General features: G+C 32.8%; 17 protein-coding genes. 15 read left to right on the top strand and 2 right to left on the bottom strand.

Features of this window, described 5'->3' with window-relative positions:
* The first annotated feature begins 19 nt into the window (after positions 1–19).
* The 10 genes from B5D14_RS02545 to B5D14_RS02500 all read left to right on the top strand — a co-directional run bounded on the left by B5D14_RS02545 (position 20) and on the right by B5D14_RS02500 (position 12,475).
* On the top strand, positions 20–1,114 hold the full coding sequence (locus B5D14_RS02545) for a hypothetical protein (protein ID WP_078711011.1): 1,095 nt from the start codon (positions 20–22) through the stop codon (positions 1,112–1,114).
* 188 nt (positions 1,115–1,302) lie between these two features.
* Positions 1,303–3,534, top strand: a complete 2,232-nt coding sequence (gene pflB / locus B5D14_RS02540; RefSeq protein WP_078711010.1) for a formate C-acetyltransferase — start codon at positions 1,303–1,305, stop codon at positions 3,532–3,534.
* Positions 3,534–4,247, top strand: a complete 714-nt coding sequence (gene pflA / locus B5D14_RS02535; protein WP_159443696.1) for a pyruvate formate-lyase-activating protein — start codon at positions 3,534–3,536, stop codon at positions 4,245–4,247. Before pflB ends, pflA begins: the two co-directional genes overlap by 1 nt.
* Before the next feature lie 61 nt (positions 4,248–4,308).
* The gene (locus B5D14_RS02530) at positions 4,309–7,122 is read left to right on the top strand and encodes a PTS sugar transporter subunit IIA (RefSeq protein ID WP_078711008.1); all 2,814 of its coding nucleotides are present in this window, start codon (positions 4,309–4,311) and stop codon (positions 7,120–7,122) included.
* A gap of 64 nt (positions 7,123–7,186) precedes the next feature.
* Entirely contained in the window at positions 7,187–7,816 is a 630-nt protein-coding gene (locus B5D14_RS02525) for a bifunctional 4-hydroxy-2-oxoglutarate aldolase/2-dehydro-3-deoxy-phosphogluconate aldolase (protein ID WP_078711007.1), read from the top strand.
* Positions 7,817–7,820: 4 nt separating this feature from the next.
* Entirely contained in the window at positions 7,821–8,276 is a 456-nt protein-coding gene (locus tag B5D14_RS02520; protein ID WP_078711006.1) for a PTS sugar transporter subunit IIA, read from the top strand.
* An 18-nt stretch (positions 8,277–8,294) separates the two neighbouring features.
* Positions 8,295–8,573 carry a PTS sugar transporter subunit IIB gene (locus B5D14_RS02515; RefSeq protein WP_078711005.1) on the top strand — a complete coding sequence of 93 codons (279 nt, stop codon included), beginning with the start codon at positions 8,295–8,297 and terminating at the stop codon, positions 8,571–8,573.
* Between the two features lie 22 nt (positions 8,574–8,595).
* The gene (locus B5D14_RS02510; protein WP_078711004.1) at positions 8,596–9,948 is read left to right on the top strand and encodes a PTS galactitol transporter subunit IIC; all 1,353 of its coding nucleotides are present in this window, start codon (positions 8,596–8,598) and stop codon (positions 9,946–9,948) included.
* Positions 9,949–9,996: 48 nt separating this feature from the next.
* Positions 9,997–11,631 carry a dihydroxy-acid dehydratase gene (gene ilvD, locus B5D14_RS02505; protein ID WP_078711003.1) on the top strand — a complete coding sequence of 545 codons (1,635 nt, stop codon included), beginning with the start codon at positions 9,997–9,999 and terminating at the stop codon, positions 11,629–11,631.
* A 1-nt stretch (position 11,632) separates the two neighbouring features.
* Positions 11,633–12,475, top strand: a complete 843-nt coding sequence (locus B5D14_RS02500) for an HAD family hydrolase (protein WP_078711002.1) — start codon at positions 11,633–11,635, stop codon at positions 12,473–12,475.
* Between the two features lie 80 nt (positions 12,476–12,555).
* On the opposite strand, the gene B5D14_RS02495 is transcribed toward B5D14_RS02500, so the two are convergent.
* The gene (locus tag B5D14_RS02495) at positions 12,556–13,488 is read right to left on the bottom strand and encodes a helix-turn-helix transcriptional regulator (protein ID WP_078711001.1); all 933 of its coding nucleotides are present in this window, start codon (positions 13,486–13,488) and stop codon (positions 12,556–12,558) included.
* A 97-nt stretch (positions 13,489–13,585) separates the two neighbouring features.
* On the opposite strand from B5D14_RS02495, the gene B5D14_RS02490 reads away from it, so the two are divergent.
* Together B5D14_RS02490 and B5D14_RS02485 are read left to right on the top strand one after the other, a co-directional pair.
* Positions 13,586–14,071, top strand: a complete 486-nt coding sequence (locus B5D14_RS02490; protein ID WP_078711000.1) for a cysteine hydrolase family protein — start codon at positions 13,586–13,588, stop codon at positions 14,069–14,071.
* Between the two features lie 138 nt (positions 14,072–14,209).
* Positions 14,210–15,532 (top strand): HdeD family acid-resistance protein, encoded by a 1,323-nt coding sequence (locus B5D14_RS02485; RefSeq protein ID WP_078710999.1) that lies wholly within the window; start codon positions 14,210–14,212, stop codon positions 15,530–15,532.
* Between the two features lie 33 nt (positions 15,533–15,565).
* Here the strand turns inward: B5D14_RS02485 and B5D14_RS02480 are convergent, their stop codons facing one another.
* Positions 15,566–16,276, bottom strand: a complete 711-nt coding sequence (locus B5D14_RS02480; RefSeq protein ID WP_200804738.1) for a zinc metallopeptidase — start codon at positions 16,274–16,276, stop codon at positions 15,566–15,568.
* Positions 16,277–16,403: 127 nt separating this feature from the next.
* Here B5D14_RS02480 and rapZ point away from each other — a divergent pair, with 127 nt between their 5' ends.
* Genes rapZ through whiA form a run of 3 tightly spaced genes read left to right on the top strand, consistent with a single transcriptional unit; the run spans position 16,404 to position 19,178 of the window.
* Entirely contained in the window at positions 16,404–17,270 is an 867-nt protein-coding gene (gene rapZ, locus B5D14_RS02475) for an RNase adapter RapZ (protein WP_078710997.1), read from the top strand.
* A complete protein-coding gene (locus B5D14_RS02470; protein ID WP_078711132.1) occupies positions 17,260–18,246 on the top strand; it encodes a gluconeogenesis factor YvcK family protein in 987 nt (328 codons plus the stop codon). Before rapZ ends, B5D14_RS02470 begins: the two co-directional genes overlap by 11 nt.
* On the top strand, positions 18,225–19,178 hold the full coding sequence (gene whiA / locus B5D14_RS02465) for a DNA-binding protein WhiA (protein WP_078710996.1): 954 nt from the start codon (positions 18,225–18,227) through the stop codon (positions 19,176–19,178). The genes B5D14_RS02470 and whiA overlap by 22 nt, the downstream gene beginning before the upstream one ends.
* Positions 19,179–19,182 lie beyond the last annotated feature (4 nt).

Raw genomic sequence — 19,182 nt, 5'->3', positions numbered from 1 at the left:
GATAAAGGGCACGGGAAAAATGAAAAAAATTTGTTTGGCTTTACTGGCATTACTTTTGATTACAGGTTGTTCAACTGGTGGTGGAAAACCAACGCTTGTAAATCAAAAATCAAATGAGGATGCATACCAAACATTAATGGAAGCCAAATTGTTATCAGAAACTGAAACTAAAGATGGTGAAGAAACAATTAAAATGATTGCATATATTCCTGAAACTTCAAATAGTAGTAACTATGGAGATAATGCTTATTCTTATTTAAATGGCGTTATGGTAAATGTATCATTTAATGGCTACTATTATGAAGATGGTGATTATGCTGATGATGTAGTAAAAGAAGAATTAGAGTATATTGAAGAAACATATGATTTAATTGAAACAGTTTCAGTATCAGAAGTCACAGTAGATGATAAAAGAGAAGAAGCTTATTTTGAAGCATCTCAACTCGTTGAAAATTATAACTATGAAGCAAGTGGAGTTTATAAATTTGTCTATGCGAAAGAATTATCAAAAGATCAACGATTTGTTCTTCGAATTGAAATAGAATTAGATGAATGTAATAAAAATACTGCTCAAGTTATTACTGAGTTAGAAGAATACTATGGAATTAAATTAGGGTTCAATCAAGAAGAATTACAGAAAGCAGTCGATGAATTTAATGCTAATCCACCAGCAACTAAAACAGTTTCTGAAGGTGGGTTAAAATATGATATTCCAAGAGAATTTGATTTGGATTATGCTGAAACTGATATTTCCGATGATTACTATGCTTATGGTTTAGATGGTGATTCTTATGATGTTGAAAACAATGTATCTGTGATGATTCTATCAGAAGTGAAAGTCACATTAACAAATGAAGAATTACTAGACACTGTAAAAAGTTTACTTGCAGATGATGAAAGTGGTGCATTTACAGTGACGGCTTCAGACATTACACTTGATGGTATTGCTACTGCTAGATGTACAATCGTGGATAGTGGTATTAAGCGTGATGGCTATGTGGTTAATGTTGATGGATACTTGGCTTATGTCTTTACTGATGGTTCAGAAACAATGCCACAAGAACAGTTAGATGTAGTGGTACAATTAGTAAAATCCATTAAATCTGCATATTAATTATTTAACAAACTTGACTTTAGTTTCTGAAATGATAAACTAGGGTAGTAAAAGCGAATACTTGCCTATTGCTGATGGAATGTGAGCACACAATGCAATAGGGTAAACAAGCAAAGTCGACCATCTGGGCAATTCAATTTCTTTTGAATTGCCTTTTGTTTATACTAGTGCATAGGAGGGTAAAGTTTATGACAAATGCATACCGTGAGTTTAAAGGAAATAAATGGCAAGAAAGCATTGATGTAAGAGATTTTATAATTTCCAATTACAAAGAATATACTGGAGATGATCAATTCTTAAAAGATGCAACAGCACGCACAAATAAATTAATGGAAGAAGTTAACTCATTGTTAAAAAAAGAACACGAAAACAATGGGGTTTTAAGTGTAGATACAGAAGTAATTACTTCATTAACAAATTATGAACCAGGTTATATTGATAAAGAATTAGAACTTATTGTTGGGTTACAAACAGATGAACCACTAAAGCGTGGCGTTAATCCATTTGGTGGTATTCGTATGGCTAGAAGTGCAGTTGAAGCATATGGTTATAAGTTATCCGATACAATAGAAGAACAATTCAAATATAAAACAACTCACAATGATGGAGTTTTTAGAGCATATACAGATGAAATGAGAGCTGCTCGTAAAGTAGGTCTTATTACAGGATTACCTGATGCTTATGGTAGAGGAAGAATCATTGGAGACTATCGTAGAGTAGCGTTATATGGTATTGATAAATTAATTGAAGAGAAGAAAAAAGACAAAAATGCTTTAGGACAAGTAAGTCTAGGGCAAGATGAAATTCGTCAATTGGAAGAGTTATATCAACAAATTACATTCTTAGGTAAACTTAAAGAGATGGCTCAAATGCATGGATATGATATTTCTAAACCAGCACAAAATGCAAAAGAAGCTATCCAATGGACATATTTTGGTTATCTTGGTGCAATAAAAGAACAAAATGGTGCTGCAATGTCATTAGGTAGAGTTAGTACATTCTTTGATATTTATTTTGAAAGAGATATCGAAGAGGGGACACTTACTGAAGAAGAAGCACAAGAGTTAATGGATCAATTTGTTATTAAATTGCGATTAGCTCGTCATTTAAGAACACCTGATTATAATGAACTATTTGGTGGAGATCCAATGTGGATTACCGAGGTATTAGGTGGTATTTCACTTGAGGGTAAGAGTTTAGTAACAAAGTCTAGTTTTCGAATGTTGCATACACTCATTAATCTAGGCTCAGCTCCTGAACCAAATTTAACAATTTTATGGTCTCAGAAATTACCAGTAGGATTTAAAAACTTCTGTAGTAAAATATCAATTCTTACAGATTCTATTCAATATGAAAATGATGATGTGATGCGTCCAATTTATGGTGATGATTATGCAATCGCATGTTGTGTATCGGCTATGAAGATAGGTAAGCAAATGCAATTTTTTGGTGCTAGATGTAATTTGCCTAAATTATTACTACTTGCGCTCAATGGTGGAATCGAAGAGAAAAAAGGTGTTGAACTAGGACCTAAAATGGATTCACTTGCGAATGGGCAACCACTTCGTTATGAAGAAGTAGTTAGCCGTTTAGATTCATACATGTCTTGGCTTGCTGGTTTGTATGTAAATACAATGAATATCATCCACTATATGCATGATAAATATGCATATGAAAAAACACAAATGGCATTGCATGATACTGAAGTAGAACGCTTCATGGCATTTGGTGTTGCAGGAATTTCTGTAATTGCGGATTCATTAAGTGCAATTAAATATGCTAAGGTAACACCAGTTTTAGGTGAAAATGGAATCATTGAAGATTTTACAATTGAAGGTGATTTCCCTAAATATGGTAATGATGATGACCGTGTCGATTTTATCGCTAAAGAATTAGTAGAAAAATTTATTACAGAGTTAAGAAAACATAAAACATATCGTAAATCAATTCATACATTATCAGTTCTTACAATTACATCGAATGTAGTTTATGGTAAGAAAACAGGTGCTACACCTGATGGTAGAAAAGCAGGAGAAGCTTTTGCACCTGGTGCAAATCCAATGCACAATAGAGAAACAAATGGAGCAATTGCTGCATTAAACAGTGTGGCAAAGATTCCATATGATGCATGTCGTGATGGAATATCAAACACGTTCTCAATTGTTCCAAACTCATTGGGATCTAAGGAAGAAGAGAGAATAGTTAACTTGGTGAACTTAATGGATGGATACTTTATCCAAAATGCACATCACTTAAATGTGAATGTATTAAACAAGGAACAACTTATGGATGCTTATGAGAATCCAGATAAATATCCTAATCTTACAATACGTGTATCCGGTTATGCTGTAAATTTTCATCGCTTATCTCGTGAACAACAAAAAGAAGTAATTCAACGTACATTCCATACAACATTATGATGGGTAGAATAAATTCATTTCATTCCTTCTCAACGAGTGATGGACCTGGCATCCGTGCAGTTATTTTTATGCAAGGATGCCCGCTTCGATGCAAATGTTGTCATAACCCGGAAACATGGGAATTTGAAAATGGCATTGAAATAAGTATTGAAGAAGTTATTGATAAAATTAAAAAAGGAATTACCTTCTATAAAAATGGAGGTGTAACTTGTAGTGGTGGAGAAGCATTACTTCAATCACAATTCGTTACAGAATTATTTAAAGAATGTCATAAACTAAATTTACACACTGCACTTGATACTAGTGGATGTGTATTAAATGATGATGTCAAAGAACTAATTAAGTACACGGATTTAGTTTTATTGGATGTTAAAATGACCACAGAAGAAAAGTATGATGCTTTTGCAAAAGGTTCCTTAAAACAAACTCTGGAATTTTTACAATATCTTGAAAAGATTCAATGCAAGACATGGATTCGTCATGTTGTTATACCGACAATCAATGATACGCAAGAAGAAACAAGGCAACTGAAAGACTTACTTCAAGGATATACATGCATAGAAAAGGTAGACTTCCTGCCTTATCGATCCCTGTGTGATTCTAAGTATGAAGAATTAAATATTGCTTATCCATACATTGATATACCGGATGCAACAAATGAAGATATAGTAAGAATCGAACAATGGTATAATAATGAACCACTTCAAAATTAGAAGTGGTTTTCTTTTATTCTTGAGCTATAATAGTGTGGACTGAGTATTGGGGTGAACTAAAGTGAATATTAAAAACGAAATTAATCATTGTATTGAAATTGAAGATAAAAAAAATCCGTTTACTGATGAAAATATTGCAGATAAATTAGATCTTTCCCGTGAGGTTGTAACAAGAATTAGAAAAGAATTAAAAATACCTGATTCAAGAGAAAGAAGAAAAAATGAATTGGTTAGAGTAATACAAGAATATCTAGCTAAAGATGCAACCTTATCAGATCGCGCATTAACTAAATGTTTAAATGATTCCCAATTTGTTGTTGGTAAATATGTAGTAGCCAAAATAAGATCGGAATTAAAAATAAAAGAACCAAAATCAAATGATTCGGGAAATTCTTTTAGTCATATATTAGGAGAAAAAGGATCGCTTAAAAATGTAATTCAACAAGTTGTGGCAGCAGTTAGTTATCCTCCCTTTGGATTGCATTGTTGTTTATCAGGTGGGTTTGGTAGTGGAAGAAGTATTATTGTCTATGCGATGGCGGAGTATGCGAAGTCACTTAATCAAGATAAAACAGTTTATGTTTATGAAGTTGATTGCATTGATTACTTAGAAAGACCTCTTGATTTGCTAGAGTTTTTATTTGGTAAAGAATCTCAAAAAGGTTGTATAGAACAAGAAGAATTGAATTTTGTGTATATCAAGAACATTGAATTCTTTCCACCACAGGGATTAGAGTCATTGTATCGATATCTTGATAAAAGACAGTTGACTAGACTAAATGATAATTTAACAATACGAACGAGTAAAGCGCTTATTATTGCAAGTATTCATGCAAAGGCATCATCAACAGTCAGTAAAGAAGTATTGCGTCATTTTGCGATGAAAATAGAAATGCCGAGATTTATTGAGCGATCTCTTCTAGAAAGAATAGAATTCATAAAACAAGCTTTTATGCTTGAAAGTCAACAAATGAAATTGGATATCACTGTTAAAAGAGATGTATTGATTGCTTTAGCAAGCCAAGATTATGCCGAGAATATGCGACAGTTATTTGCGGAGGTTAAGATAGCTTGTGCAAAAGCGTTTGTTGAAAGTAAAGTTACTGAGAAAAAAGAGTTAATCATAGAATCAAGATTTTTAAGCGAAACCTTTATAAATCAAAGAGTACAAGTTGAAAAAGATGTTAACACATGGATAAGAGGAGATTTGGTCTTCATTTCAAAAGAAGAGAAAGTTTTTTCACGTACAAAAATAAATGATAGTTGGGATAATTACAGCAAACTAGAAAAGAGATTCTCAGAATTAAAACAAGCAGGGCTTCCTAGTTTGGAAGTTGAAAAACAATTATCAGAGGAAATTGAAATTAGTCTTCTACAACAAATCCGTGATGTTCAAAAAAATAAACTTTCTAGAGAAGAAATATCAATAATAGCAGGCGAGGAAATATTGAACTTATCACAATCAATTTATGAAAGAGCGAAATTGGAATTACCATTTTTAAATGAAGCAATTGTTTTCCCACTCGCAGTTCATTTGAAAATGTTGAAAGATCGACAATCAACAAAACAACATGTATCAAGTGAATTGAAACAAATTAAAGATAACTGTCCAAAAGAATTTTTTGTCGCAAGAAATATCTTAGAGAATTTGTCCACAAAAGTAAAAATTCCTCATTTGAATGAAGAAGCAGGTTATTTGGCAATTTACTTTCAAAAGTTTCAAAGCAACTACAATGTAGACTCAAAACGAATTGCGGTGTTAGTGGTATCGCATGGTCATGTTGCAACAGCAATGGCAGAAGCAGCTAATGTTATTTTAGGTGAAAATCACGCTCATGGATTAGATTTAGAATATGAAGATACACCAAAGATTATGTGTGATAAAGTCATTGCTAAAGTAAAACAAATTGATGAAGGGAAAGGAACGATTATCTTAGCGGATATGGGTTCTTTGCTTCAGGTAAGAGCGAAGATTGAAGAAACTTTGGATATTCATGTAGGCGTGTTGGGAAGAACAGACACACTTTTGGTAATTGAATGCATGCGAAAAACATTGTGGACTCAAGACTCATTGGATGAGATTTTAACATCCATTGATTCCAAAGAAACAATGAACATTTATGAAAATCAAAATTCACCAAAATCAAAAAAGCCAGCTATACTTACATGTTGCATAACAGGAGAAGGAGCAGCGATTCACTTAGAGAATTACATTCGTCATCAATTCGAAACAGTATTTAAGAAGTTGGAGTGGTTGCATATTGGGTATGTTGATGAGTCGAAGATTCAAGACAAGATTAATATGCTATCAAAAGAATATGATCTTGTTGCGTGTGTTGGAACAATCAATCCCAATGTAATTGATTTACCATTCTTCTCAGCAGAAGAGATTCATCAAAGAGAAGGATTGGAGCGATTAAAGAATTTGGTTATTAATAATACAAATTTCTATAATCCACTGGAAGATGTATTGCATGAAGATTGTATTCTAATTGAACACAGCAAAGTTAGTAAAGAGGAAATATTGGATAAAATTGTTAAAAAATTATCGATGGATGGTTATGTAACAGAATCTTTTTTACTAAGTGTTTATAAAAGAGAAGCATTTTTGCCAACATATTTAAAAGGAAACATGGCAATTCCTCATGGAGAAACAAAATTTGTTACAAAATCAGTCATTCATATCACAAAATTAGACAAACCAATCTGTTGGGATGGAGATAATATGGTCGACTTTATCTTCACGATTGCGATAGATGAAAGCCATAGAACAGCCTTTGAAGAGTTATATCAACACATTAAAGAGCCTGAATTTATGGAGTTATTAAAAGCGTGTAAATCAGAAAAAGAAATATTTAAAAAATTCTTTGGATAATACAGTATTGGACAATGAAAGGTCCCTCTTCGCACATATACTAATAGCGAAGGGGGACTTTTATATGACAGAGATTTTAGATTTCCCTAAAGTTACTGTAATTTTAAGAGGATATAACTATGAAAGTGTTCGTGCTGTTGTTAAGTCGATGGTTGGAACAAGATTACGTTCTGTTGAAATTACGATGAATTCTGAAGGTGCAATTGATATGATTCGGAAGATTGTTGATGAATTTGGTGGTCAAATCTTAGTTGGTGCAGGAACAGTTTTAACACTAGAGCAAGTTAAGCAATGCATTGATGCAAAAGTAAAATTCATCCTATCACCAACCATGTTAAGTAAAGAAATATTAGATTATTGTAAAGCCCATCATGTGGTTACAGTACCAGGCGCATTTTCACCTACTGAAATTAAACAATCATTTGAAGACGGTGCAGACATTGTAAAAATATTTCCAGCAGCTCGTTTAGGTTCAAAATATATCCAAGATATATTTGCGCCACTTGGGGTTATGCCCATCATGGTAGTAGGTGGAATTAATTGTGAGAATGTTAGTGAATTTTTACAAGCAGGTGCAAGCTATGCAGGTATTGGATCAGGGATATTCAATAAACAAGATATTATTGAATGCAATGAAGAAGAATTAAAGAAACAAATTGAATATTTCGAATCAAAAATGAATTGGGGAGAGTAGATGAATGACAAACTATAATGAATCACAAATCATAGTAATTGAAGAAGAATTACCTAAAGAAGAAGTTCTTCAAAAAATGGCAAAACTTCTAGAAAGTAAGAAATTGGTTAAGGATACCTATTTAAATGCAATTTTGGAAAGAGAAAAAACATATCCTACAGGTATTGATACAGAAGGAATCAATGTAGCAATCCCTCATTGTGATATTGCAAATGTGAATGAAGCAGCTTTGTGCGTTGGGGTTTTAAAACATCCAGTAGAATTTGCGAAAATGGATGATCCCGATACAAATATTAAAGTATCTATGGTGATTATGATGGCCCTTACTGAGCCACATGGACATATTGAAATGTTACAAAAAATTATTGCTTTGATTCAAGATCAGGATATATTATCGAAGATCACAATGACAAATGATCCGAAAATAGTCTTTGACTTGACTAAAGATAAGTTAATTTAACGGAAAAGGAGAGAGAAAATGAAAAGAATTTTAATCGCATGTGGAAATGGTGTTGCAACATCAACAGTAGTCGCTAGCAAAATCAAAGATAAATGTGAAGCTGAAGGTATTGCTGTAAATGTAGTACAATGTAAACTTTTAGAAGTTGAATCAAAAGCATCAGATTTTGATTTACTAGTCACTACAGGTAAATATTCTAATGATGATATTAATATTCCAGTTGTGGGTGCTATTGCATTACTAACAGGAATTAATGAAGAAGAAACATTAGAAAATATTGTAAGTCATTTGAAATAAGGAAAAAGGGAGATAGACAAAAATGGAAGCAATTTTAGATATAATCTATGCAGGGTTCCAAACAATCTTAAATGCAGGATCACTAGTTATGCTACCAATAATCATCACATTAATTGGATTAATATTTGGTGTAAAATTTTCAAAAGCATTTAAGTCTGGGGTAACAATTGCAATTGGTTTTGCAGGTATTAACTTAGTTGTAAATTTATTAAAAAGTAATATTGGACCAGCGGCACAAGCAATGGTTCAAAACTTTGGAATTAATCTAGATATTATTGATGTTGGGTGGGGTGCAATTGCATCAGTAACTTGGGCATCACCAATTATCGCTATTCTAGTATTTGAAATTTTATTTATTAACATTGTTATGCTTACTTTTAAGTTAACAGATACAATGGATGTGGATATTTGGAATTACCACCACATGGCAATTGTTGGGATTATGGTGTACTTCTCAACGAACAGTGTGTTCTTAGCAATGGGAGCATCTGCAGTAATGGCAGTTGTAACATTTAAATTATCTGACTGGACACAACCACTCGTTGAAAAATATTTTGGGATACCGGATGTATCCTTGCCAACAGTATCAGCAGTATCATCAGTTATTATTGCAGCACCAATGAACTGGTTAATTGATAGAATTCCAGTAATCAATAAAATTGATTTCTCTATTTCAAGTGCTAAAAAATATTTAGGATTCTTTGGAGAACCAATGATGCTAGGTATTATCTTAGGTGTTGGGATTGGTTTATTAGCAAAATATGATCTTGCTCAATCATTTAATTTAGGTGTTAACATGGCAGCAGTCATGGTATTGATTCCAAAGATGACTTCATTATTTATGGAAGGGTTAATGCCGATTTCTGAAGCAGCAAAAAAATTCACTCAATCAAGATTCAAAGGAAGAAAATTATTTATTGGTTTAGATGCAGCAGTTGTTGTTGGTAATGAAAATGTTATTACAACTTCTCTAATTTTAACTCCACTTGTTATTGCATTAGCAGTTATTCTTCCAGGAAACCGTGTGTTACCATTTGCAGATCTTGCAGTATTAACATTCCGTGTTGCTCTTGTTGTTGCAATTTGTAAAGGTAATTTATTTAGAAGTATTATTATAGGATTAGTTACAATGGCAGCAGTTTTATTAGCAGGAACAATTACATCACCAGTTCTTACAGCTCTTGCTACATCAGTAGGATTACAATTTGATGGTGGTATCGCTTCGTTTGCAGCAACAGCACTGACTGAAAGTTTCTTAGTGTTTGAAGCATTTACAAAGAACCCAATGATATCTATACCAGTACTTCTACTTGTCTTTGGAATCGTATGGTTCTTTATGAGTAAAAAGAAGAAAGTAGCACAAACTGAAGAATAATTAAAAGAGGGTGAAAATCCTCTTTATCTATTTGAAAAAGGAGAACATATGAAAAGAGCAATTGATAAATTAGAACCATTTCAAAAAGCAATATCAAAAGCACATCTAGCAGCTGCAGGAGTATCAATTGATGCTCTTAATGAGAAACCATTAATAGCAATTGCGAATAGTTGGAATGAAATTTGTCCAGGACACGAACCTCTAAGAAAATTAGCAGAAGAAGTAAAAAAAGGAATCTTAGAAGCAGGTGGCGAACCAGTTGAGTTCAATACAATTGCAATGTGTGATGGTATAGCTCAAGGACATTCAGGAATGCGATATTGTCTTCCTCATCGTGAAATTATTACTGATTCTTGTGAAGCAATGATTGTTGGAGAAGGTGTGTTTGATGGTGTTGTCTATTTAGCAGCATGCGATAAGATTGTTCCTGCAATGCTCAATGCAGCAGCTCGAATAAATCTTCCAAGTATACTTGTAACATCAGGTCCATGCTATGCAGAAATCAAACCGAATGAATCAAAAGAATTAAGACAAAAATTTCTTCGAGGTGAAATAAGCGAACGAGAAGTTATTGAAGGAACATTAAAATATTATACAGGGCCTGGTATTTGTCCTTTCTTAGGCACTGCCAATACAATGGGCTGCTTATGTGAGGCGTTAGGAATGATGCTACCTTATGGATCACTCATTCCAAGTTCAACAAGTATGAGACGTTTTAGCGCTAGAGATAGTGGGATTGCATTGATGAATCTTGTAAGAAATGGCATTACCCCTTCCCAAATCATGACACAAGATGCACTAAACAATGCAGTAACTGTTTTGAGCGCAATTGGAGGCTCTTTGAATGCACTGATTCATTTGCCAGCGTTAGCACATGAATTGAATTTAAAACTTGAATGGAAAGACTTTGCAGATACAACAAGTCGAGTTCCAGTTATTTGCAATATTGTTCCAAATGGAAATTTAACTTGTGTTGATTTGTACAAAGCAGGAGGAGTACCTGCAATTATGAAATCAGTTGAACAGTTCTTAGATACAGATTGTCTAACTGTAACAGGGAAGACAATAAAAGAAGAATTGAGTAAAAAAATAGATGTGGATCGAAATATAATAAGGACGGTTGATGATGAAAAATCAGTTGCTAATGGAATCCAAGTTTTATATGGTAACTTAGCACCAGAGGGAGCATTGGTAAAAACAAGTGCAGTACCTACTGAATTGCATCAATTTGAGGGTGTTGCAAAAGTATTTAATTCTGAGGAAGAATGTTTTGAAGCATTCAATAAGAAGTTAATACAATCAGGAGATGCATTAATCGTTCGATATGAGGGGCCAAAAGGTGGTCCTGGTATGAAAGAACTTCATCGTATTACAGAAGTTATGAAAGCTATTCCCAATACAGCTATTATCACCGATGGTAGATTTTCAGGTGCCTCTGGTGGTTTGAGTATAGGCTATCTATGCCCTGAAGCTGCCGAAGATGGTCCAATATCAATCATTGAAGATGGCGATAAAATACAGGTTGATTTGGCGCAAAATAAAATTTCTGTTGATTTAACAGACGAAGAGATACAAAATAGAATAAGGATGAAAAAAACATTTAGCCATCAACAAGAAAAAGGTTTACTTGGACGTTATGCAAAATTGGTAAATTCTGCAAAAGAAGGAGCAATACTTAAATAGTATGTTGAAAATGATTGTATCAGATTTAGATGGAACTTTTCTTACAGAAGATAAAAAAATATCTCAAGAAAATCATGAGTTATTAGAAAAGTGTCATCAAAATAATATTTTATTTATACCTGCATCAGGAAGACTTTTGTCTGGGATGAGTCATGAAATTATTAACCACCCAAGTGTTTTGTATGCAATCTGTGGAAATGGTTCATCTATCTATAGTGTTAAAGATAAAAAAGAATTATTCTTTTGTGGACTTTCGAACAACTTGGTTATTGACTTATACAACAAGTTAAACCATTTTGATATTACTTTTGATATTTTTTCAGATAATGAAGTATATACACAAAAAAGTGTAATGGATCGACTTCATGAGTTTAATTTAGATCAAGGAATTTATCATTATGTAGTATCAAGTAGAAAAGTTGTAGAGAGTGACATGATTCAATTTATACGATCATGCCCACAAATAGATCGTTTGAATATTTTTTATAAAGATGAAGATACCAAACGTAAAGTAATTGAGATTATAAAGCAATTCTCTGAACTAACAACATCGTCATCACTTAAAACTAATATAGAAGTTATGAACAAAAAAGCATCAAAGGGCAATGCGCTAAAGTGGTTATGTGAACGTCTTGATGTGAATTGTAAAGATGTAGTTGCGTTTGGAGATGCGAATAATGATGTTACCTTACTTCAAAATGCGGGAATCAAAGTAGCAATGGAAAATGCATGCATTGAATTAAAATTAATTGCGGATACAATCACTACCTCAAATGAAGAATCGGGGGTAGCGAAGTATTGTTTCAAACACTTTGAAGAATTTAAAGATAGTAATTTAGAATAATATGTAAAAAGACTTACAGGTGAAGTGTACTTCATTTGTAAGTCTTTCTTTGTAAAAAAATGTAAAGGAGCAAACTCATATTAATCTTTATAAAGAGAAAGTGTATCGTATAGTTTACTCTTCAAATTTGTACGGAAATGTGGTGGTTCCAAACATTCGCATTTATCAGCAAAACTTAAAAGTATATCGTAGTGATAATCATTTTCTACAAAAGGAAAATCAACAATAAAGTAGTCATCTCCATCTGGGGAGAAATTGTCATAACTACAATAATCAAGAACTCTATCTAAGATGCATTTGTGAATACGAATTTTTATTTTTGTTTGCATTGTTTGTAAAACTTCAGAGAATTCTAATTGAGGTTTTTGGTAATCGCGTCGTATAAAGCATTCATTCTTAATTTGTAGATTTAGCATGCGGGATAATTTGAACATGCGAAAGTCGTTTCTTTGATAGCAGTATCCATAGAGATACCAATGACTGTTCTTCAAAACTAATTGATAGGGTTCAACAATACGATTTGTTATATTTCCATGATGAGCTATGTATTCAAATGAAGTTAGATTGTTTGACTGCAAAGCTGTTTTGATATCTTCTAAGTAGGGTTGAATATTTGAATTAACATTCCATGAGTTTAAATCAACATAAATTTGATTTACTTTTAGTTCAATTTCTTTTGCTCTTTCAGGGGGGATAAAGCTTTTAATTTTAGCAAGGGCGTTCATTAACTCATCGCCTTTTATCATGTTGGTAAGACTAGAAAGTCCAGTAAGAATTGCAGTAAGGTCAGAGGGTGAAAAAACGTTTTTATCTATTTTGTAATTTGGCATAATTTCAAAGCCACCACCAACACCCGGAGTTGAATAAATAGGAACACCAGCTAAATCAATGGCATCGATATCACGGTATATTGTACGGAGTGAAACTTCAAACATATCCGCCAACTCTTTTGCACTAATACGTTTTTTATCAAGGAGAACGAAGACAATACTCATGAGTCGATCGATTTTCATTAGATGACCACCTTCCAAATTTAACTAATTATATATTGTTGACATAATGATGTCAACAATCGTCTGATATACTCAAAATATGAAAAGGAGATTTAAAATGCAAAAGAAAGCTTTAGTTGTAATTGACATTCAAAATGATATGACAAAGAATTATAAGGACATTATTGAGAAGATAAATAATTCTATTAATTGGGCGGTCCAAAATGATATTTATGTGATTTACATAAAACATTTCAATCTATCAGAAGGAACGAGAACATTTAAACCAGATACAAAGGGATCAGAATTAGTTCCTGATTTAAATGTAGTGTCCAACAATATTTTTACAAAGACAAAAGGCAATGTATTAACCAGTGAGGGATTTGTCGACTTCATAAATAAAAATGAAATAGGCGAGTTTTATATAGCAGGAGCAGATGCAGTGGCTTGTATTAAATCAAGTACATATAATTTAGCAAAAGCAAATTATATCGTACATGTAGTAGCAGATTGTATAACTAGCTATGATAAAAAGAAAATAAGTGAAATGCTTCGTTATTATGAGAGCAAGGGATGTAAATTGATTGACTCAACTCAATTATAGATGATGTTAAGCTCCTTTTTTATAATGACAACGTATCAAATTTATTATAGTATTAACAGAAATAAAATATGAAGAGTGTCCTATCACAATTTTTTCGGATTTCGAGTTATACTAAAAATAAAGAGGAGTATTAAAATTATGGAAAAAATAGAAGGAAAATTGGTGCGTCAATATATTGGAGTAGGCTCTTTGGGGTTTACAGCTTTGCTCTATATTATATCGGGTATTTCATTTTTGATTTGGAAAACAGAAATACCTAAAATTGTACGACTTATTATCTTTGGATATTCAATGGTTATGGGGATTACAGGGCTTTTGGGATGTTTAAATAACTTTAGTTTTTCAAAAGTTATCCGTGGTGTGATGCCGATTGTCTTTGGGATTACAATCCTTGCCTTTATTAATCAATTCTCAACGCTCTACGCTTTGTTTTTAGGAATTTATATTTTAATTATTGCGATTGTAAAAACGATTGACTATGTAATCCAAAGATCGAATAAAACTCCTGGAAGAAGCATGGTTTTGCTTAGTGCAATTGTGATTTACTTATTTGCATTACCTTTGTTATTTGCACCAGGAATAAATCAAAGAAGAGCATTTTTAATTACAGGAATCTTCTGTATATTTTATGGGTTCTCTTTGTTAGGAGATTTTATAGTAGAGGTAGCACCAATTAAACAAACAAATCGTTTCAAAAAAAGAATTCGTGTTAATTTGCCAGTCTTCATGACAATGTTGATGCCAAAAAAAGCAATTAGTTACATCAACAACCTCGTTGCGGTTGATGATGATGGAGTAATTGAAGAAGATAGCTTTAAAGTAGATAAAATACCTGACATTGAAATTTTTGTGCACGTTACAGAAAAAGGATTTGGAACAATAGGCCATGCAGATTTATATTTTGAGGGTAAAGTATATTGTTATGGAAATTATGATTTTCAATCAACAAAACTCTTTGGTTCTATTGGAGATGGTGTCTTATTTACAGCCAACAATCGTGATGAATATATCAAGTTCTGTGCTAAGGCTACAGGAGATTCAATTTTTGCATTTGGTTTAAGTTTAACGGACAAACAAAAACAAGCAATTAGAGATCGCTTGAGTGAGTTATTTACACATGTGTATCCATGGGAAAGTTTGTATCAAAAATATGAAGAAGGTAAATATCAAAGTGAAACAGTTCCAAATGACTATGCAAGTGAATTATATAAAGCAACTCATGCATCAATGTATAAATTTAAGGACACAAGTTTCAAAACATATTTCGTTCTAACCACAAATTGTGTAAAACTATCAGACTATGTAATTCGTGCTACTGGAATTGCTGCTGCAAATCCAAATGGTATTATGTCACCTGGATCATATTATGATTACCTCAATGAACAATATCGTTTAAAAAATTCGATTGTCATATCGAAACAAACTTATCATCACAGTGTTGAAATTGAACATGAAAAATAATAAATGTGCCAAGCAAGTGCTTGACACATTTTTTTAATCTCGATTGCCTCTTCTTCCTACTAATAAAAGTAGTCTTAAGAATTGCATAACTGTTACAGATAGTGCAGCAACATAGGTTAATGCAGCAGCATTCAATACTTTTCTAGAACCTTCAATTTCATCGGCATCCAAAATAGCACTGCTTTCAAGAGCGGCTATGGCACGATGGCTTGCATTGTACTCTGTAGGAAGAGTAACGAGTTGGAAAACTACACAAAGTCCAAACAATGCAACCCCAATGTAAGCAATATTAACCCAAATTTGTCCACTTGCAGAGAAGAGAATTCCTAATAGAATTAATGGGATTGATAATTGAGAACCAATGTTTGTTATATTTACAATGGCAGCACGAAATTTAATGGGACCATAATTTTGTGCGTATTGTATTGCATGCCCAGCTTCATGACAAGCAACCCCTATCGCTGCAGTAGAAGTGCTACCGTACACAGCGTCGGATAAGCGAATAATATTTTGGCGTGGATCATAATGATCAGTTAAGTGACCTTGTACACGTACAATTTGTACACTACCACAACCATTTTCATCTAATACTTTTCGACAAGCAGCTTCCGCTGTAATACCACGTCTTGAATATTGAGATGAGTAACGCTTGTAAGTGCTATTTACCCTAGAACTTGCCCAAATTGAGAAAATAACTGCGGGGGTAACTAATAAAATATAATACCAATCAATATAGAAAAACATAAACATATCCTCCTTGTTAAGTCTATCATAGGTTTGAGAAGATATTGTATCAAATGATTATGTGAACATTATGGTATTCGTTGAGAAACACCAGGGTACGTGGTAGAATAAAAATGAGGTGAAAACCATGAATAAAAAAAGAGTAATTTTAGTTAGTGGAATGTCAGGAGCTGGTAAAACTAGTGCAACCAATATTCTTGAAGATATGGGATATCATTGCATCGACCAATTCCCAGTACAAATTCTTGCTAACCTTGTGGATGTGATTGAATCAAGCACAGATCCGCGTTTTGATTATACAGCACTCGCAACATCTGCGATTGATTTCCCAGAGTTTTTAAGAGCTTTTAAGGGTGCCGATATGGATGTAAGAGTGTTGTTTCTCGATGCATCAGATGATGTGTTATTGCATCGCTACAAATCAACACGAAGAACACACCCGCTTTTAATAAGTAACACAGTGAATACATTAGAAGAAGCAATTAATGTTGAACGTCAAATGTTTATGAATTCAAAAGATAATACATTTGTAACAATTGATACAACCTTTACAGATTTTAAAGGTTTAAAAGGTAAAATTGAGAATTATTTCAAATTAAGAGAAGCACCTACATTCTCAATAAGCTTTGTTTCTTTTGGATATAAAAATGGTGTACCAATGGATGCGGATTTAATGCTGGATGTACGGTTTTTACCAAACCCATATTGGGTACAAGAATTAAGACCTTATTCAGGTGATGATAAGGTTGTCTATGACTATGTCATGGAGAATCAACAGACCAAAGAATTCATTAAAAGACTTGTGTCTTTCTTAGACTATGCCTTTGATGAATATGTAAAAGAAGGAAAGAATCACTTTACAGTAGCGATTGGTTGTACAGGGGGACAACATCGTTCAGTAGCGGTTACAAATTATCTTTATGAACTTTATCATAAAAAATATAATTGTTACAAAGAACATAGAGACAAAAAGGGCTTAAATGATGAAAAATAAAAAAGTAGTTGTGATTGGTGGGGGACATGGACAATCGACAATACTTAGGGGGATAAAACACATTGAAGATATTGATATCACAGCTATTGTAACAGTGGCTGATGATGGAGGGTCAACAGGAAGACTTCGACAATTTTTCAATATGCCTGCAATGGGAGACATTCGTGGGGTATTAATAGCATTAGCTGAAAGTGAAACATTATTAAGTACATTAATGGATTATCGTTTTGTTTCAAATGATGATAATGTAGTAGGACAACAAGATATTATTGGTCACAATTTAGGTAATTTAATCTTAGTAGCACTTACACAATCAAGTGGAAGCTTTGTGGAAAGTATCGAAATATTATCTAAAGTTTTAAATGTAAGAGGAAATATTATTCCCTCTACTTCACAAGTAATCACACTATTTGCCATTATGGAAGATGGAACAATTGTACGTGGAGAAGATAATATTCCAAGAATTCACAATCGAATTAAACGTGTTTTTTATCAAGATGAAGTACGTGCAAGTGAAAAAGCGATTGATGCAATTAAAGAAGCTGATTTAATTATTTATGGAATTGGTTCAGTCTATACAAGTATTCTTCCAAACATTATTATTCCAGAAATTAAAGATGCTTTACAAAAAGCAAAAGGTGAAAAAATATATATTTGTAATGCGATGACACAACCTGGAGAAACAACTAATTATGAAGTTGAGGATCATGTTGATGCGTTGATTGATCATGGGGCATATGTCGATAAAGTCGTTGTGAACAATGATGTTATTCCTGACTACATCATACAACGATATAAAGATGAAGATAGTACACCAGTAAAAATTGTAAGAGAACGACATAGCTATGAAATTGTAGAAGCTAGTTTACTAGACTTTTCAAACAATTTGGTTCGCCATGATAGTATGAAAATAAAATCAGTGGTTGAAAGCTTATTAAAGGATGTGGAAAATACATGTCATTCACAACAGAAGTAAAACAAGAAATAGCATTTAATGAATTGAAAGATTGTTGCAAGAAGGCGGAGCTATCAGCGCTAATTCAATTGTGTTCAACTTTATCAATATCAAACAAAGGGTTAACTTTACTCATTAAAACTGAAAATGCTACAACAGCGAAGAGAACATGGAAAATGTTAAAAGAATGTTATGGTGTTGAGACAGATTTATCGGTAATGAAAAAGATGAATTTAAAGAAGAATAATATCTATTACATTCGTGTATTAAACAAAGCAAAAGAAATCTTAGAAGATTTGGGATTGTATTCAACAAGAGGATTACTATCAAGGCCACTACAAAGTATTGTTACAAAAGAGTGCTGTGCAAGAGCCTATCTTGCAGGTGCTTTTATGGCGATGGGTAGCGTCAATGCACCACAAAGAACAAGTTATCATTTGGAAATAGGTACAATTAGTGAAGAACATGCAGAATTCATTATTAAAGTAATGAATCGCTTTGAATTACCCGCTAAATCAATTTTAAGAAGAAATCAAATTGTAGTTTATATCAAGGCTGCAGATAAGATTGCAGACTTTTTACGACTTATTGGTGCATTTGAATCACTCATGAAATTTGAGGATATTCGTATTCATCGTGATTTTAAAAACAGTTTAACGCGCTTAGATAATTGTGAAGTAGCAAATGAAATGAAAAGTCAAAATGCTGCAAAAAAACAATTGGATGATATTCAAATTATTGAGGATGCTGGTAAATTGGACCAACTCGATGAGCGATTACTTGAAATTGTTGTGCTAAGAAAAGAAAATCCTGAACTTAGTTTAAATGAACTGAGTAAAGAATATGAAAGACAAAAAGGAGTTGTGATGAGTAAATCTGGAATGAAGCACAGATTTACAAAAATCCAAGAATTAGCTGACAAAATTAAGATGCAAACTAGTGTACATTCCTAATTTG

Origin of the sequence: Anaerorhabdus furcosa (assembly GCF_900167375.1) — a bacterium.
GTDB classification, from domain to species: Bacteria; Bacillota_I; Bacilli_A; order Erysipelotrichales; family Erysipelotrichaceae; genus Anaerorhabdus; species Anaerorhabdus furcosa.
Note: the sequence above shows the minus strand (reverse complement) of the source record. Positions and strands in the feature narration are given on the sequence as shown.

Coding starts and splice junctions, on each gene's coding strand:
- B5D14_RS02545 (WP_078711011.1), top strand. CDS start 20: ATGAAAAAAATTTGTTTGGCTTTACTGGCATTACTTTTGATTACAGGT.
- pflB (WP_078711010.1), top strand. CDS start 1,303: ATGACAAATGCATACCGTGAGTTTAAAGGAAATAAATGGCAAGAAAGC.
- pflA (WP_159443696.1), top strand. CDS start 3,534: ATGGGTAGAATAAATTCATTTCATTCCTTCTCAACGAGTGATGGACCT.
- B5D14_RS02525 (WP_078711007.1), top strand. CDS start 7,187: ATGACAGAGATTTTAGATTTCCCTAAAGTTACTGTAATTTTAAGAGGA.
- B5D14_RS02520 (WP_078711006.1), top strand. CDS start 7,821: ATGACAAACTATAATGAATCACAAATCATAGTAATTGAAGAAGAATTA.
- B5D14_RS02515 (WP_078711005.1), top strand. CDS start 8,295: ATGAAAAGAATTTTAATCGCATGTGGAAATGGTGTTGCAACATCAACA.
- B5D14_RS02510 (WP_078711004.1), top strand. CDS start 8,596: ATGGAAGCAATTTTAGATATAATCTATGCAGGGTTCCAAACAATCTTA.
- ilvD (WP_078711003.1), top strand. CDS start 9,997: ATGAAAAGAGCAATTGATAAATTAGAACCATTTCAAAAAGCAATATCA.
- B5D14_RS02500 (WP_078711002.1), top strand. CDS start 11,633: ATGTTGAAAATGATTGTATCAGATTTAGATGGAACTTTTCTTACAGAA.
- B5D14_RS02495 (WP_078711001.1), bottom strand. CDS start 13,488: ATGAAAATCGATCGACTCATGAGTATTGTCTTCGTTCTCCTTGATAAA.
- B5D14_RS02490 (WP_078711000.1), top strand. CDS start 13,586: ATGCAAAAGAAAGCTTTAGTTGTAATTGACATTCAAAATGATATGACA.
- B5D14_RS02485 (WP_078710999.1), top strand. CDS start 14,210: ATGGAAAAAATAGAAGGAAAATTGGTGCGTCAATATATTGGAGTAGGC.
- B5D14_RS02480 (WP_200804738.1), bottom strand. CDS start 16,276: ATGTTTTTCTATATTGATTGGTATTATATTTTATTAGTTACCCCCGCA.
- rapZ (WP_078710997.1), top strand. CDS start 16,404: ATGAATAAAAAAAGAGTAATTTTAGTTAGTGGAATGTCAGGAGCTGGT.
- B5D14_RS02470 (WP_078711132.1), top strand. CDS start 17,260: ATGAAAAATAAAAAAGTAGTTGTGATTGGTGGGGGACATGGACAATCG.
- whiA (WP_078710996.1), top strand. CDS start 18,225: ATGTCATTCACAACAGAAGTAAAACAAGAAATAGCATTTAATGAATTG.